The organism is Acinetobacter sp. IK40, from assembly GCF_035615075.1.
Taxonomy (GTDB): Bacteria; Pseudomonadota; Gammaproteobacteria; order Pseudomonadales; family Moraxellaceae; genus Acinetobacter; species Acinetobacter courvalinii.
On record NZ_JANBOE010000006.1, the window covers coordinates 159,208 to 176,192 of the forward strand.

The following is a 16,985-nucleotide window of genomic DNA, read 5'->3' on the forward strand; positions in this document are numbered from 1 at the left end:
TATTTACGCAAAATTTACGAGTTCGGCTTTTTTCAATATAGAGAATTTACGCCTTCAATTTCCATACTAAAGCTGACCTATTATTAAATGGCATCTGCTATGTGGGAATTTATCTCTGTATTTGTCCTTTCATTACTGCTGGCTTATCCGCTCGGGACTTATCTTGCCGATGTGATGCAGGCCAAGCCAATGAAAAGTGATGCGCTGTTTAACTGGATTGAACAGCCGATTTATGCTGTGCTCGGTGTCAAGCGTAACGGCATGAACTGGCAGCAATATCTGGGTGCTTTTGTGCTCAGCAATGCTTTACTGCTAGGAGCCAGTCTCGCCATCTTGATGACTCAAGCATGGTTACCGCTAAATCCGGATCATATTCCGAATATGAATTGGGATCTGGCGTTACATACCAGCATTTCATTCCTGACCAATACCAACCAGCAACATTATTCAGGGCAGGCGCAACTGTCTTACCTATCGCAAATGACCGTGATTGTGGGATTGCAGTATTTATCGCCCATAATTGGACTGGCCTTACTGGTCGCCATGTTGAGGGCTCTGTTTCTGCAATCGGGGCTTAAGGACGGAGCACATAAAAAAGACTGGCAGACGATCAATCTAGGAAATTACTGGATGGATATCATCCGCCCGTTGTTTCGGTTCTTTATTCCACTCGGCTTGATTTTTTCTTTATTGCTGACATTTCAGGGTGTTCCAGCAACTTTATCTGCTGGTCCAACCGCACAGGTTCTGGAACAAACGGCAGACGTTAAAACCCAGCATCTTCCACTGGGACCTGTTGCTCCGATGGTGGCAATTAAACAATTAGGCAGTAACGGTGGAGGCTGGTATGGACCGAACAGCAGTGTGCCATTAGAAAATCCAACGCCGTTGTCTAATGTGATCGAGATGATTGCGATTTTACTGATTCCATTGTCCGTGGTGTTCATGCTTGGACGCTTTATCCAACGTAAGAAATTAATGTGGATGATTTTTGGCAGCATGTTACTGATGTCGCTGGCCTCAACCTTGTTGATGCTGTGGACTGAAAAATCTTCCTTAATTCCAGATACTGCCTTAATGGAAGGCAAGGAAGTTCGTTTCGGGGCCGAAGCATCGGCATTGTGGGGAAGTTTGACCACGCAAGTGAATAATGGCTCAGTCAATATGATGCATGACTCGGCTTCACCACTAACGGGACTGGTAGAACTGTGCAATATGCTGATCAATGCCATTTGGGGCGGGATCGGCTGTGGTCTATTACAGTTCTTTATTTATCTGTTCCTTGCCGTATTTATCGCAGGCTTGATGACAGGGCGTACCCCTGAATTATTTGGTCGCAAGATTGAAGTCAGGGAAATCAAACTTTTAGCATGGGTAATTCTATTACAACCTGTGGTGATCCTGGGCTTGACCGCAATCGCGCTTGCCTTTCCATCCATGACAGGGAATTCAAATCCAGCTTTCCACGGCATTAGCCAAGTGTTCTATGAATATGTCTCGGCCTATGCCAATAACGGTTCAGGTTTTGAAGGTCTGGGCGATAACACGCTGTGGTGGAATCTGAGTGCTAGTGTGGCGTTATTGGCAGGTCGTTATAGCGTACTGATTATTCCTGTACTGATAGCAGTCAGTTTGGCAACTAAAGCGCAAGCTGCTGAAAGTAAAGGTTCTTTACAGATCGAATCCCCAACCTTCGCTTTAACTTTAATCGGGATCGTGCTGATTCTGACCGTATTGCAATTCATGCCCGTGTTGGTGATCGGGCCAATTGCAGATTATTTATCCCTAAAAGTTTAAGCGTGGAGCAAGCACAATGAAACATTCTTATGCGACACAACAAATGGATATTTTGAATAAAGAAATTATTCAACAGACCTTTCATAAGTTGTTGCCACAATATGCTTTTAAAAACCCGGTGATGGCCTGTGTCTGGATAGGAACTATTCTAACGATTGTTGCGACTTTGCTGGGTCATGCCGGTCTTGGTTTTGGCTTGATCCTCAGTCTGATTTTACTGGTCACGGTGTTATTTGCCAATTATGCAGAAGCGGTTGCAGAAGCCAAAGGGCGTGGACAAGCAGCATCATTGCGTCAAGCCCGTGAAAACTTAACCGCAAATCGTATCCTCGATTTAAATGCGGTACCGAATACCATTGCTGCCAATCTACTCAAAAAAGATGATCTCGTTATCGTGAAAGCCGGTGAAATTGTCCCTGCGGATGGTGAGATTATTCAGGGTTTTGCCACCATCAATGAATCGGCTGTTACCGGTGAGTCTGCGCCGGTATTGCGTGAAGCCCATACCGATCGTTCAGGGGTAATTGGTGGCACCAAGGTTCTGTCCGATGAGATTATTATTCGTGTCAGCAATGAAGCTGGTCATAGCTTTCTGGATCGTATGATTGCCTTGGTTGAAGGGGCCAATCGCCAGAAAACACCGAATGAGATTGCACTGAGTATCTTGCTCAACATCATGACCATCACCTTTATTGTGGTGGTCATCACCTTACCTTTTATTGGGTCTATGGTCGGGATCAAAATCAGCATGGTATTGCTGATCGCATTACTGGTATGTCTGATTCCAACCACGATCGGAGGCTTGTTGCCTGCAATCGGGATTGCAGGAATGAATCGCGCTTTAAAAGCCAATGTCTTGGCCAAGTCAGGGAAAGCCGTTGAAGTTGCGGGTGATATTGATGTGCTGTTGCTGGATAAAACGGGAACAATCACCTATGGTGACCGTCAGGCTACCGCCTTTTATCCATTGGCGGGCGTGACAGCCACCGAGTTGCGTCAAGCAGCCATGCTGACCTCTTTTGCTGATCCCACCCCTGAAGGCAAATCGGTCATCAGCCTAGGGAAAGAACTGGGGGAAAGCATTCAGGAGCCAAAAGATGCCGAATTTATCCAGTTTAGTGCCTCGACGCGTTTATCTGGGGTTGACTTGGTCAATGGGCAAAAGATTCGAAAAGGTGCTGTCGATGCCATTCTGAACTTTACCCATCAACAGATCAAAGACAACGTCGAGCTTAAAACCCGGGTCGAACAAGTGGCTTCTAAAGGGGCAACACCGCTTGTGGTGGCTTCAAACCATAGCATTCTGGGCGTGATTGAGCTTTCGGATGTGATTAAATCAGGGATTAAACAACGCTTCGCACTGTTACGTGAGATGGGCATCAAAACCATCATGGTGACAGGTGATAATCCGTTGACTGCCGCCGCGATTGCAGCAGAAGCGGGCGTGGATGACTATATTGCAGAGGCCAAACCTGAAGATAAACTGGCATGTATCCGTAAACAACAGGCAGCGGGTAAACTGGTGGCGATGGTGGGTGATGGGACCAATGACGCACCTGCCTTGGCGCAGGCGGATATTGGTCTTGCCATGAACTCGGGCACGCAGGCCGCGAAAGAGGCGGGCAATATGGTGGATCTGGATTCCGATCCGACCAAACTGCTCGATGTGGTGGAAATTGGCAAGCAGCAATTGATTACCCGGGGTGCCTTAACCACCTTTTCTTTGGCCAATGATGTTTCCAAGTATTTTGTGATCCTGCCTGCCTTGTTTGCGGTAGCCATTCCACAACTTGCGGTGCTGAATATTCTGCAACTTGGCAGTCCGAGCAGTGCGGTGATTTCAGCCTTGATTTTTAATGCCTTGATTATTCCGATGTTAATTCCTTTGGCATTAAGAGGGGTACAGTTTAAACCTGCCAGTGCCTTGCAACTGTTGCGCCGTAATATGCTGATTTATGGTGTAGGCGGCGTGATCTTTCCGTTTATTGCGATCAAGTTGATTGACCTTGTTGTGTCATTGTGGATTTAGGAGATGAAAATGAATACATTAGAAAATCTGCCCTTATCAACCGAAGCTCAATCAATGCTACGTCCGGGTATGGGGCTTGTTTTGGTGGGATTTTTAATGGCTGGACTTTTGTACACTACGGCCAGTGTTTCTATCGCGCAACTGATTTTTCCTACGCAGGCCAATGGTAGTTTGATTGAGTTAAATGGAACAATTGTAGGTTCGCGTTTAGTTGGACAACCTTTTAGCAGTGAACAATATTTTCATGGCCGGCCCAGTGCGGTAAGTTACAATGTCGATGCAATGGCAGGCAGTAATTTGGCAATTTCCAATCCAGAGTTACAAAAACAGATTAAGCAAAGAACCGTGCAATTTGCTCATCGTCATCATATTTCAGAGCAACAGGTGCCGAATGAGATGATCACTGCATCAGGCAGCGGGATTGATCCGGACATTTCACCTGAAAGTGCCTTGTTACAGGTGAAACGCGTAGCAGGGCAACGCCATTTGGCAGAGCAACAATTGCGGGATTTGGTGCAACAACAGATTCAGCCGGCCCAGTTCGGTGTCTATGGGCAAGCGCGGGTCAATGTGTTACAGCTCAATCTGGCCTTAGATCAATTGTCATCTACATCTCGTTGATAGAGTCACATTTATGCAGATTGACCGCAATAACAAAGCAGATGCATGGTTGGCGCATAGTCAACGTGAACAGTCTGGACGTTTGACCATTTTCCTGGGGGCTGCGCCAGGTGTAGGCAAGACCTATGCCATGCTGACCCGGGCCCATGAACTGATGCAACAAGGGCAGCAGGTGGTGGTGGGCGTGGTTGAAACCCACGGTCGGTCTGATACCGAGCGCCTGATTCAAGGTCTCAATGTGATTCCAAGAAAGGCGCTAGAATATCAAGGCCGCCGATTGGAAGAGATGGATCTTGACCAGATCCTCAAAATAAAGCCTGAAATCGTGCTGGTGGATGAGCTCGCACATCGCAATGTACCGAACAGCCGGCATGAATTTCGGTGGCAAGATGTTAATGAATTGCTGGATGCAGGAATTGATGTTTATAGCACTTTAAACATTCAGCATCTGGAAAGCCTGAATGATGTGGTGTACCAGATTACGGGCATTCGGGTGGCTGAGACCGTTCCCGACGCATTATTCAAGCGATTGAAAGACATTCGTCTGGTCGATTTGCCGGTACCTGAGCTATTAGAGCGGATGAACCACGGCAAGATTTATTTAGCCGATGTTGCCCCCCATGCATTACAGGGGTTTTTTAAGCCTGCCCATTTAACCGCTTTACGTGATTTGGCGATTCAGACTGTTGCAGGGCAGGTTGAGATTGATTATCGGGAAAAGTTTGTTGCGCAGGGACAGATCATCCCGATTCAAAATCATGTCATGTTGGCGATTGACGGTTCAGCATTTTCTGAAGATTTGGTACGGCGCGCGCATCGTATTGCAGAACGACGCAATGCAAGCTGGAGCGTAATCTCGATCCAAAAGAGCCAAAATGCCAATACCCAAGCCTTTGCCGTGACTAAAGCCTTTAATTTAGCCAGAAAACTGGGGGCCGATACCTATTTGCTGTATAGCAATCATATTGCATCGACCATTTTGCAGGCAGCCTATGATTATGGTGCATCCAATATTTTGTTGGGGAAAAGTCCAAGCAAGTCGCTCTGGCAACGTCTGTTTTCTGACCATATTGCCGATCAGCTGTTAGAAAAGCAGCATCCCTTTGAGATTACCTTTGTTCAACCATTAAAAACTCAAAATCATCAGGCCAAGTCACAGGGCGATCATGTCCGCTCATCCTGGTTTGAACAGGGGCTGGCTTTCAATCCGCGCGAGATGATCGAAAGTATTTTGATTGTTTTACTTGGCTTGATTGCGGCAACCGTGAGTGATCATTTTATCGGTTATAGCGAGCTGGCTTTAATCTTTGTGGTCACCGTGCTGATCGTTGCGATGCGCGCCAGAATGTTCATCACCATTCTGAGTGTACTGACTTGCTTCTTGTTATATAACTATTTATTTATTGAACCACGGTTTACGCTTCGAATTAGTGCCGAGCGTGGGGTCATGACCATCATTATCTTCATTATTTCAGCCTTGCTGGTTGGGCGTTTAGCCAATCAATTACGTGCGCAGGTGCTGAGTTTACGTGCAGCCAATTCGGTTTCCTTACAAATGCAGGAATTGGAACGGAAACTGTCTAGCTGTGTTGATATTGAGCAAGTGATGAATGTTGCCAAGCAACATTTAGAGAGCTGTTTAACAGCGACGGTCTGGCTTAGAATCGGAGAGCAGGAATTAGGCGATAGCAGTGTATTAAATGAAAAAGACCAGATTGCAGCAAACTGGACCCAGAAAAATGCCAAAGCCTGTGGACGGTTTACCAATACCTTAACCCAATCTGACTGGTGGTTTAATCCGCTGAATCTGGTCGGAGGTTATGGTGTGATTGCACTGCGGTTTAGTCAAAACACAGACACCATCAGTTTTGAGCAGCAGCGGCTGGCTGAACTGATGATTGATGATATTGCCCAAACCACGTCGCGGGTGCAGTTGTCTTTGCAGTTGGAAAACTCCCGCATTGTCGCCGAAACTGAAAAATTGCGTTCGGCATTATTGTCGTCGGTCTCGCATGACCTGCGTTCGCCTTTAGCAGCGATGATCGGTTCGGCGGATAGCCTGAAATACTATGCCGGGCAGATGTCGGCAGAAGATCGTGAAAGTTTACTGGACACCATTCATGTCGAAGGGGAACGACTGGACCGCTATATTCAGAACCTGCTGGATATGACCCGGCTCGGTCACCAGGGATTAAGTTTGAGTCGCGACTGGATTGCGGTGGAAGAACTGATCGGTTCAGCGACCCAGCGACTGAAACGCTATCAACCCCAGGTCAGTATTGATGTTCAGATTCCGGAAGACTTGCCGCAACTGTATGTACATCCTGCCTTGATCGAACAGGCCATTTTTAATGTGCTGGAAAATGCAGCCAAGTTTTCACCAGATCATGTGCCAGTGGAAATACGGATTCGGCAGGAGGAAAACGCGCTTCAGATTGATATTATGGATCAAGGGACGGGCATTCCTGAAGAAGAACGCGAACAAATCTTTGATATGTTCTATACCATGCAACGTGGAGATCGTGGTAAAACAGGAACAGGTTTAGGGCTTGCCATTGTAAAAGCGATTATCGGGGCGCATATGGGCAGTATAGAAGCTTTAGCGGGAGTTCATGCTCAAGGGACTTTAATTAGAATACGCCTACCACTTCATCAGGATTAAAATCATTCTTTATGCCACACACATTCAATCAGCATGCCTCTATTCTCATCATTGATGATGAGCCGCAAATTCGAAAATTTCTGGATATTGCTTTACGCGCGCAAGGCTATTCGGTCCATGTCGCTGAGAATGGGGTAAAAGGACTGGAAAGTCTGGCGAGCCGTGGTGCAGATCTGCTGATTCTTGATCTGGGTTTGCCCGATATGGAAGGACAAGAGGTGTTGACAGAGTTACGGCAATGGTCGGATATTCCCGTGATCGTCTTATCTGCGCGACCGGATGAAAATCAAAAAATCAGGTTACTGGATGCCGGTGCCAATGATTATGTGACCAAACCTTTTAGTATTCAGGAGCTGTGTGCCCGTATCCGGGTGATGTTCCGCAATAAACCGCAGCACTTAGAACAAAATATTATCTTTAACGATGGCCAGCTTTGGGTCGATGTCGCCGAGCATACGGTGCAATTGGCAGGTCAGGAAATTACCTTGACCAAAAAAGAATTTCAGCTCTTGGCGCTGCTGATTCGTCATCAAGGCAAGATTGTGACGCAAAAACAGATCATGACCGAGTTATGGGGCATTACTCATGAAGAAGACACTCATTATCTGAGGATCCTGGTGAAAAAACTCAGAACAAAAATTGGCGATTCAGCCCTCAGTCCCAAATATATTTATACCATTGCAGGGGTTGGCTTACGTTTTCTGGGCTGATTGAGTTTAACGCATGCTTTAAATGAGTTTGGCTTTGCTGAATTGAGAAGTCCCGAACAAGCGTTAAATTTAAGTCGGTCAATGAAAACCTAGAGTCGTCTGGCTGCAATAATAAATAGATGCTGCTTATTTAAGAATAGGGTCAATAGAATAAAAAATTTACGCAAATTTTACGCCGCCGAGTTTTGAAGATTACTAAAATATCATTTTGAAGATCGTTCCTATAGGTAGGTTAATGGGTTTATTTAATACCGACAGTCAAAGTAATCACCTGCATAACATGCTTCTTAATCAAAAAAGTGTCTTTACGGGTTATACAACCGAGGCTTTGGTTGAAAAGTATCCTGAAGAACCTGTTGAAATACAACGAATGATGGTTCAGATTCTAAAAGAAAGAGGCTATAGCTCGATCGAAATCCAGCAGATGCTTAAGCAATAAAGTTGAGCACTGGCAAAATCCATATAAACCGAGCTTAGTTACAACACGCGTCATTAAAAATATTGCCTGCCATAACCTGATATAGAACATTGATTATGCAAAGTACTGTAAAAAAGACAGCATTGCCTGCCACGGCATTAGCTGCATTAGGCGTGGTTTTCGGGGATATTGGGACCAGTCCTTTATATGCCTTAAAAGAGTCTTTTCATGCCGCGCATGGACTGGCGATTCAGCCCGGCAATGTCTTGGGGATTCTTTCAATTATCTTCTGGTGCTTGATGCTGATTATCAGCATTAAATATATTGCCATCGTGATGCGTGCTGACAACAATGGCGAGGGTGGCATCATGGCTTTACTGGCCTTGAACCTTCGCAAGGCCAGAATCTCCGATCATAAAAAGATTTATCTGATTGCGATTGGTTTTATCGGCGCCTCTTTATTTTTTGGCGACGGGATCATTACCCCGGCCATCTCCGTACTTTCGGCCGTTGAAGGCTTATCTATTGCCACGAATGTGCTGGATCCTTTTATTGTGCCGATCGCGCTGGTCATCGTGCTGACATTATTTTTAATGCAGAAACAGGGCACTGCTTTTGTGGGTAAGTTCTTTGGCCCGATTACACTGTTGTGGTTCCTGTCACTGGGTATTCTCGGGATTGTCAGCGTGATACAGACGCCTTTGGTGCTTGGGATGGTTAGCCCGCACTGGGCGATACAGTTTATCTTTACCCATCCGGTACAGTCATTTTTTATTATGGGCGCCGTAGTCTTAACCGTGACAGGGGGCGAGGCGCTGTATGCAGATATGGGACACTTCGGTGCTCAACCCATCCGTTTTGGATGGTTTAGTGTGGTTCTTCCATGTCTGGTTTTAAACTATGCAGGACAAGGTGCCTTGCTGTTGCGTAATCCTGCTGCAATCGAAAATCCTTTTTATCTGCTGGTTCCGGGCTGGGCCTTGTATCCGATGATCATACTCGCCACCATGGCAGCTGTGATTGCGTCGCAGGCGGTTATTTCCGGTGTATTTTCTCTGGCACGTCAGGCAATCCAGTTGGGTTATTTACCTCGGTTAAGTATCAAGCACACTTCTGATCAGGAGGCGGGCCAGATCTATGTACCTTTTCTGAACTGGTTGCTGCTGGTTGCCATCGTGGTGCTGATTTTGATTTTTAAAACCAGTTCAAATCTGGCTAGCGCCTATGGGCTTGCGGTTACCCTGACCATGCTGTGTGACACCATTTTGGTGGCAGTCTTTATTTACTATGGATGGAAATGGAGCTTACCTAAAGTATTTCTGCTGATCATTCCATTTTTCATTCTTGAGTCGGTTCTGGTTGCTGCGGCTTCTTTAAAAATATTCTCAGGTGGTTGGGTACCGTTATTAATTGGTGCTGTCGCAATGATCATTCTCATGACCTGGAAGCGAGGTCGGGAGCTTACTTTTGCCAAGCTTGAGCACGATACCTTATCACTGGAATTATTTGTGAAAAGTATCGGGAATAGTGTCCCTCGTGTACCGGGCGATGCGGTGTTTCTGACCGGAACGCCTAATGTGGTTCCGCATTCAATGCTGCATAATCTTAAACATAATAAGGTTTTGCATGAACGCAACATTCTGGTAACGGTCGTGGTTGAAGATGTACCCTTCGTTGCCCAACAGCAACGGATCAGCGTTGAAACCCTGGATGAGCATTTTTATCGCATCAGGATTTTCTATGGTTTTAAAGATGAGCCGGATGTACCGCAAGCTTTGGTTCAGGCCTATCAACAATTAGAGTTTGAATATGATGTGATGCAAATCAGCTTCTTTATTTCACGTGACCGTATTGTACATAGCGTGGGGGAAGGCATGTCACCTTGGCGTGAGCGTTTATTTATTTCCATGCAACGTAATACCAGTGCTGTCAGTGATTTTTATCATATTCCAACCAACCGTGTGGTCGAGTTGGGAAGCCAGATTGAAATTTAACGCCAGATGTAAATCATTCGCTTGGCTGCAGCATGCGTGTTGCCGCTGAGTTCCGGTCTAGAGCGAATCAAGCCGATATTCATCAATCAGGAATATGGCAATGCACGATGAGAATCTACTTTTTTATCGCGTAAGTTAGCCTTATATCTCAGCTGGATGACATACATACCATGCTTAGCGTCTCGTCCTTACGCCCTTTTAAATCAATAGCAGTATCCTGTACAGGCACTTGAATGACAGATCATACAAAAAATATTGATAACAAAATCTGGATTGAAAAGTGGACAAAATAATTTTATTTTTTTATTAAAAAGGGAGGGGATTATGAAATATTTTTTATTAGTCTTGACTTTGTTCGGCAGCGTGGGACTGACTGCCTGTGCTGTACATACCCGTGAAGGAAGTATTGTGGTGGATCCGGAAGGACGACTCAATGATGGCCGTTATTATGATGGGCATGGCAATGGTCGTTTCTGTCCTCCGGGACAAGCCAAAAAGGGCAACTGTTAGTTTATTTTATCGGATGAATAAGCTCATCTCATGGTGGGCTTGTTTATTTTTAAGCTTGATCTTGATTGGAGCGACTCAGGCATAATCAATTCAGTGACGTAAATTGTCACAAATAGACAGAACCGTATAGACAGAGCAACGCGATACTTTGTAAAATGCACTAAATTTAAGCGTAAGCCTATAACAAGATGTTGAACAATATATTTCGAGCCTTAGACAGCTTAGGGCTTACTGCACAAAAACGTGCCTTACATATTTTATTTTCAAATCAGGATTTAAATACGCAAGTCTTTTTGCAGCGTATTGATGGGCAGCACCAAATCAATGCCGGGGTTGAAGCTGAACTCATCTGTCTGTCGACCAATGCGACCATTCCACTCAAACAATTTATTGGCAGTCAGGTTGCCGTTGATCAGGTCACAGATACAGGCCAACTATTCCGTACCACCGGCATTATTACTCAAGCATTGCAAGGACAATCGGATGGTAGCCTGACGGTCTATAAACTGACTTTGCAAGATCCGACCGCACTGTGGCATAAACGCCGCAACTCCCGTGTATTCATGAATAAAAGTGTGCGGGACGTTGTTGAACTGGTGTTTAAGGAGTGGCAACAGAAAAGCCCGCTCTTTGCCGCCAGTCTGACATTAGATTTAAGCGGGCTGAGTCAAGACTACGATATTCGCCCATTTATCATGTCACAGAATGAAAGCGACTATGATTTTCTGACTCGCCTGATGCGGAGCGAAGGGATCAACTGGCTGATTGATGAAGCGCAACTGACAGTACCGAATTCAAATAGCAGCATTCAGCCGCAGCGATTAAGACTGATTGATGACAATGCCCAGTATCAGGCGCTGGATCGCCGCAAGGTGCAGTATCATCGTAGCAGTGCAACGGAACAATTTGACTCGATTACCAGTTTTATCGGCAACCGTTCCTTACAGCCGACTTCGGTGTATGTGAACCGTTGGCAGCCTGATGCCTTAGATATGGATGAAGGCACCGGTTCGGTCCTTACCACCCAGCAACATTCAGAACAGCATGATGCAACCCGCTTGGCGCTGGAAGATGCATGGCACTTTACGCCTGCATGGATGCAAGACCTGAACAAGGAAGATGGCGCAACACCTTCAGGTAATCAACAGGTTGAACGTTTTAATCAAAATCTCAGTCATTACCATAATGCACAGGCCAAGCAGTTTATTGCCCAGTCGACTCTACGTGACGCACAAGTGGGTTACTGGTTTGAGTTGCATGACCATCCTGAAATTGATCAGCATGATGGTGCAGACAAGGAATTCCTGATTACAGCCAAGCATTTCTATAATCAAAACAATCTGCCTAAAGATTTACATCAGCAAATTGATCAGTTATTGGCACAGAGTCAGTGGCAACCTAAACAGTTCAATACAGGCAATACCCAAGAACGCCAAGCCAATCAACTTACCTTACAACGCCGTCAGATCAAGATCGTTCCAGCATATAATCCACAGCAGCATCGTCCCGAAGCTCATCCGCAACGGGCAAAAGTGGTCGGGCCAAGTGGTGAAGAAATTCATGTCGATGAATGGGGACGCATTAAAGTTAGATTCCTGTTTACCCGGGCAGATGATCATAGTCATGATGGTGGCGCAGGTGCCAATGACAATGATACTGATTCAGCTTGGATCGATGTGTTGACCCCATGGGCGGGCGAAGGCTACGGCGCACGTTTCTTGCCAAGAATTGGTGAGATCGTGGTGATTGATTTCTTTGACGGTAATATTGACCGTCCTTATGTGGTGGGGCGAATTCATGAAGCACAACGTAGCCCAACCAGGTTTGACAATGCTGGCAAGCTGCCTGATACCAAAAAACTGGCAGGGATCAAATCCAAGGAAGTTCAAGGCGAAGGGTTTAACCAGTTACGTTTTGATGACACCACTGGACAGATCAGTGCACAACTGCAAAGTAGCCATGCTGCTAGCCAACTGAATCTCGGTAAACTCAGCCATCCCAAAGACAAGGCTGAAAGTGAAGACCGAGGTGAAGGTTTTGAATTGCGTACTGATCAGTGGGGTGCGGTGCGTGCAGGTCAGGGTTTGTTGCTGAGTACGCAGAAACAGGATCAGGCCCAAGGCGAACATCTCGATGCGCAGCCAGCCAAGCAACAGATCGAAGGCAACCAAAGCAATGCCAAAGCCTTAAGCGAAGTTGCCAAGAACCAGCAAACCGATGAAATTGAATCACTTGATCAGCTAAAAGACTTTGCTGATCAGATTCAGGACAAGATTGCGAAATTTGAAAAAGCGTTATTGCTGTTAAATTCACCTGCCAGAATTGGCCTCAGCACTAATGAAGATATTCATCTTTCAGCAGATGGGCAGATCAATCAGATTGCGGGCGATAGTATTAACCTGAGTACGCAAAAGAATCTGGTTGCTCATGTTCAGAACAGGATTAGCCTGTTTGCAGCGCAGAATGGCATCAAGCAGGTCGCCGCCAAAGGTAAATTTGAGGTACATGCTCAATCGGATGGTATGGACTTGCTTGCCAAGCAAGGGATTCAGATTATTTCCACCGAAGACCGCATTGAAATTACCAGCCCTAAAGAAATTGTATTTACTGCGCAAGGTTCGCAACTCAAGCTGAATGGTTCAGGGATTTTCCCGACTACAGGTGGCAAGTTTGAGGTGAAAGCGGGGCAGCATTTGTTTATGGGTGGAGGTACAGTAAAACAGAATTTGCCAATTTTTCCAGCTCTTTCAATGCCTAAGAATCTGCTTGAATTTAGAAAGGTATATGCAGATGGGACACCTAGCCCTAACATCCCTTATACAATTCATTTGCCTGATGGAACTACGCAACAAGGTAAAACGGATTCAAATGGTATGGCATTTTACGCTGATCAAAAAAATGGACGTGCTGTTATCGAATATGGTGATGACAGAAATCCATTGGAGTCAGCATTAGAAATGAAGTTTGAGCAAGAGTTAGATAACTTATTTAAAACTGAAATTTTTGTACTTCCACTTGTAGACGATCAATCAGAAGAATAATTATGGATATGTTACAGACACTTAGTGGTTACCAAAATCAGCTTCAGAGAAGCTTTAATCAATCTATCAATGGTTTGCAATCCAATTTTAATCAAACCGCACAATGGGTAGAGAAGGAGCTGAATGAACTTATCGCAGAATATGGTAAGTCATTGGATGGCGCTCAAAGCTGGGTTAAAAGTTTCATTTATGGTGAATTCAATACAGATGAACGTCCTGTTTCTGTCATTGTAACTGAAATGCTCGCAGGTTTTGTTCCCGGGACGGTTCTTGTATTTAGTGCCCGAGATGCGATCGCGGTTATCATGAGGATGCTAAATGATCCAAAGAAACAAGATGAAGTACAGGAGTGGATGCTTTTAGCTGTTTATTTGCTACCGTTTGTTTTAGTTGGTGCGACTGCCGCGACAGGTGCTGCAACAGGCGGTGCTGGAGGTGCATTTTTTGGAGGCGTTGGTGCCGCTCCAGGTGCAGGAGCTGGTGGTGTTCTTGGTGGGGCTATCGGAAGCGAAATTGGAAATGTTGTTAAGTGTGTAGGACTTTTTCTTATTAAAAGAACGCCTCATTTAGCAACGATTATTTCTAAGCTCAATGGCTTTATGAAGGGCAATGTAGTTCCAACATTGAAGAGGATAAAGTACTCAGATTACGCTAGCGCTGTTACGAATATTATTACCTCGATACTTAATCAATTACTTGGTTTGGTCAAACGTGTTAAGTCATTGTTGAGTTACGGCGCAAAGATCAATTGGATGGGCTTAGGATGGGCCAAATCTATTTACTTAAGAATGGAGCGATTTGAAGCGGTTTTAATTTCAATGATTCAGAAATCAGCGATCAAAATTAAACAGGGCTTTAAAGAGTTTGACGAACATTTACAGGACTTATTAAAGCAATCGGTCAAGTATGAACCTGCTTATGCTACAGTTGGAACCAAGGTAAAGCCCGTTCCTACACCAACACAAACGGTTAGACCTTCATACCCTCAGACTGCAAAAGCGAATGTAGTACATACAGCAGGCGCATCTAATAAAAGTGCATCAGGTACTAAGACGCCTGAAAATGTACATCAGCCAAAAGTGAAAGAGCCGATTACCAAGAAGATGCCTGAGACAAAGGTAAAATGCTTTAATCCGGTTAATACATCTTCTGCAAGAAAAAATGCAGATAAGATGATTAAAGAAAACTATCCTAAGGACAGTAACAGTCTTGCGACTGAAGAATACTTAAATAAAGAGACTGACTGGCAGTTGGCAAATCAGCAAAAAGGTCTCAATGAGATGAGTGTAGAGGACTATATACAAGGGCGAAAAGCTTTTGATACAGAGGGTCGTGGTGGTGGTGTACCAGCAGCTACAGCTAGAGAAGAATATGGAGAAAGTTTAACAGAGAAATATAAGAAAGAGTATGAGAAACAGGGCGTTGGTGCTAGGGAAGCAAAGAAAATGGCCCAAGATAAGTCTGGTCGAATTATGAATGAAATGGCTGCTTTACATAACCCAGATCAGATCGTGGGTGGGGCAAATAAAGTGGATACTAAAGCAATCGGGCTAAAGAATGTCAATTCTTCTATTGGTAGTCAATGGAAAACCAGGGTTCAAACATTAGATGAAGCGGCAGCAAAAGTTCCTGTAAGTGAAAGAAGTTCGACAGGAATGAATGCAAAACTGGAAAGGTGTAAGAAATGAGTGAGTTTATAATGGATGAAAATTTTGAAATTTTTTATCATGATGAAGGTTTTGGACCGCCAGTTTGTGTAGAGTCTGTACCAGAAGAAACTCTTAAAAAGTATCAAGGCAAACTACCAAATCAACTGCTTGAATATTGGAAAGCTTTTGGTTTTTCTGGTTGGGGGAATGGCTTATTTTGGTTAGTTAATCCTGATGACTATCAAGATGTATTAGATGCTTGGTTAGAGCATATAGAGTTACCTCCACATGAAGAATATTTTGTTTTTGGTCGTAGTGCATTTGGTGATCTTATTATCTGGGGGACGATACATGGTCGCTGTTTAAAAATTTCTTCGGTCACTTCGCAAATTTTTCCAAATATGGAAAAAATGGAACAGGGTGAGGAAGACTTCATACTACGTAACTATATTTCAACCCCGACGAAGAAGACATTTGATTTTAAAGACTATAAGAATAAGCCCTTATTTGATCGGGCTGTGAAAAAGTATGGCGTACTAAAACCGAATGAAGTGTTTGGTTTTGAACCCGCTTTGATTTTAGGTGGGGAAGCTAAAATAGAGAATGTGCGCAAGCTGCCAATTATTTCACATCTACAATTCTTAGCATCTTTAGATACACCAAGAATGATGTTAGATATAGGGAAGTTTGTGGACGAGCAAGGTCTAGGAAAAGATGAGTAAGCCTGTAAGGGCTTTTTTTGTCCAGTTTAACATTTTCTAAATGTATGCCTGAAAAATTACAAAGGTAGAAAATGAGTGAATTTATAATAGACGAGGCATTTGACTACTTCTATAATGATGAAGGGTTTGGACCTCCTATTGAGTCTACCCCCGTCTCCGAAGAAATATTAGCTAAGTTTAAAGGAAAATTACCTAATCAGTTACTTGAATATTGGAAAGCTTTTGGTTTTTCTGGATGGGGTAATGGTTTATTTTGGTTAGTCAATCCTGATGACTATCAAGGGGTACTTGATGCTTGGTTAGAACATGTAGAACTACCTTCTCATGAAGAATACTTTGTGATTGCCCGAACAGCCTTCGGGGATTTAGAAATATGGGGTACGATTCATGGTCATTGTTTAACAATTTCATCTATATTTTCTCGTATTTATCCACAAATGGAAATTGCTAAAAATGAAAGATGGGATAGTTTGCTTCGAACATTTCTCATAGTTCAAGAAAAAGGTAATTTAGATTTAGGTGATTGGAAAAATAAACCTCTTTTTGATAGAGCCGTCAAAAAGTATGGTGTATTAAAACCGAATGAAATGTTTGGTTTTGAACCAGCTTTGATTCTAGGTGGGGAAGCTAAACTAGAGAATGTACGCAAGCTACCAATTATTTCACATCTACAATTGTTAGCCTCTCTTGATACGCCAAGAATGATGTTAGACATTGGCAAGTTTGTGGACGAGCAAGGTCTAGGAAAAGATGATTAAAGCCCGTAAGGGCTTTTTTTTATGTCATTTTATATTTTTAAAAAATGATATGGTTATATTTATTAGATCAAATA

12 protein-coding genes are annotated in these 16,985 nt (G+C 44.2%); all 12 read left to right on the plus strand.

The annotated features are described in order from the left end of the window. Window positions 1-99: 99 nt before the first annotated feature. The 12 genes from kdpA (at window position 100) to MSG93_RS12335 (ending at window position 16,911) form a co-directional block, all read left to right on the plus strand. Complete coding sequence (gene kdpA / locus MSG93_RS12280; protein WP_324622032.1) at window positions 100-1,797, plus strand: potassium-transporting ATPase subunit KdpA; 1,698 nt, start codon at window positions 100-102, stop codon at window positions 1,795-1,797. Between the two features lie 16 nt (window positions 1,798-1,813). Continuing rightward, window positions 1,814-3,826, plus strand: coding sequence for a potassium-transporting ATPase subunit KdpB (gene kdpB, locus MSG93_RS12285; protein WP_324622033.1), 2,013 nt, complete (start codon window positions 1,814-1,816; stop codon window positions 3,824-3,826). 9 nt (window positions 3,827-3,835) lie between these two features. Continuing rightward, entirely contained in the window at window positions 3,836-4,447 is a 612-nt protein-coding gene (gene kdpC / locus MSG93_RS12290; RefSeq protein WP_324622034.1) for a potassium-transporting ATPase subunit KdpC, read from the plus strand. 13 nt (window positions 4,448-4,460) lie between these two features. Continuing rightward, window positions 4,461-7,109, plus strand: a complete 2,649-nt coding sequence (locus MSG93_RS12295) for a sensor histidine kinase KdpD (RefSeq protein ID WP_324622035.1) — start codon at window positions 4,461-4,463, stop codon at window positions 7,107-7,109. 11 nt (window positions 7,110-7,120) lie between these two features. Further along, entirely contained in the window at window positions 7,121-7,819 is a 699-nt protein-coding gene (locus MSG93_RS12300; RefSeq protein ID WP_262754240.1) for a response regulator, read from the plus strand. 235 nt (window positions 7,820-8,054) lie between these two features. Next, window positions 8,055-8,258, plus strand: coding sequence for a hypothetical protein (locus MSG93_RS12305; protein WP_005287500.1), 204 nt, complete (start codon window positions 8,055-8,057; stop codon window positions 8,256-8,258). 95 nt (window positions 8,259-8,353) lie between these two features. Further along, entirely contained in the window at window positions 8,354-10,231 is a 1,878-nt protein-coding gene (locus tag MSG93_RS12310; protein ID WP_324622036.1) for a potassium transporter Kup, read from the plus strand. Window positions 10,232-10,555: 324 nt separating this feature from the next. Beyond that, window positions 10,556-10,741, plus strand: a complete 186-nt coding sequence (locus MSG93_RS12315) for a hypothetical protein (RefSeq protein ID WP_324622037.1) — start codon at window positions 10,556-10,558, stop codon at window positions 10,739-10,741. A gap of 188 nt (window positions 10,742-10,929) precedes the next feature. After that, complete coding sequence (locus tag MSG93_RS12320) at window positions 10,930-13,782, plus strand: type VI secretion system Vgr family protein (protein ID WP_324622038.1); 2,853 nt, start codon at window positions 10,930-10,932, stop codon at window positions 13,780-13,782. Between the two features lie 2 nt (window positions 13,783-13,784). Continuing rightward, the gene (locus MSG93_RS12325) at window positions 13,785-15,470 is read left to right on the plus strand and encodes a polymorphic toxin type 15 domain-containing protein (protein WP_324622039.1); all 1,686 of its coding nucleotides are present in this window, start codon (window positions 13,785-13,787) and stop codon (window positions 15,468-15,470) included. Next, window positions 15,467-16,153 carry a GAD-like domain-containing protein gene (locus tag MSG93_RS12330; RefSeq protein WP_032880354.1) on the plus strand — a complete coding sequence of 229 codons (687 nt, stop codon included), beginning with the start codon at window positions 15,467-15,469 and terminating at the stop codon, window positions 16,151-16,153. Before MSG93_RS12325 ends, MSG93_RS12330 begins: the two co-directional genes overlap by 4 nt. Window positions 16,154-16,224: 71 nt before the next feature. Beyond that, window positions 16,225-16,911: a GAD-like domain-containing protein gene (locus tag MSG93_RS12335; RefSeq protein ID WP_005231493.1), complete on the plus strand. Its 687-nt coding sequence runs from the start codon at window positions 16,225-16,227 to the stop codon at window positions 16,909-16,911. The last annotated feature ends 74 nt before the right edge of the window (window positions 16,912-16,985 follow it).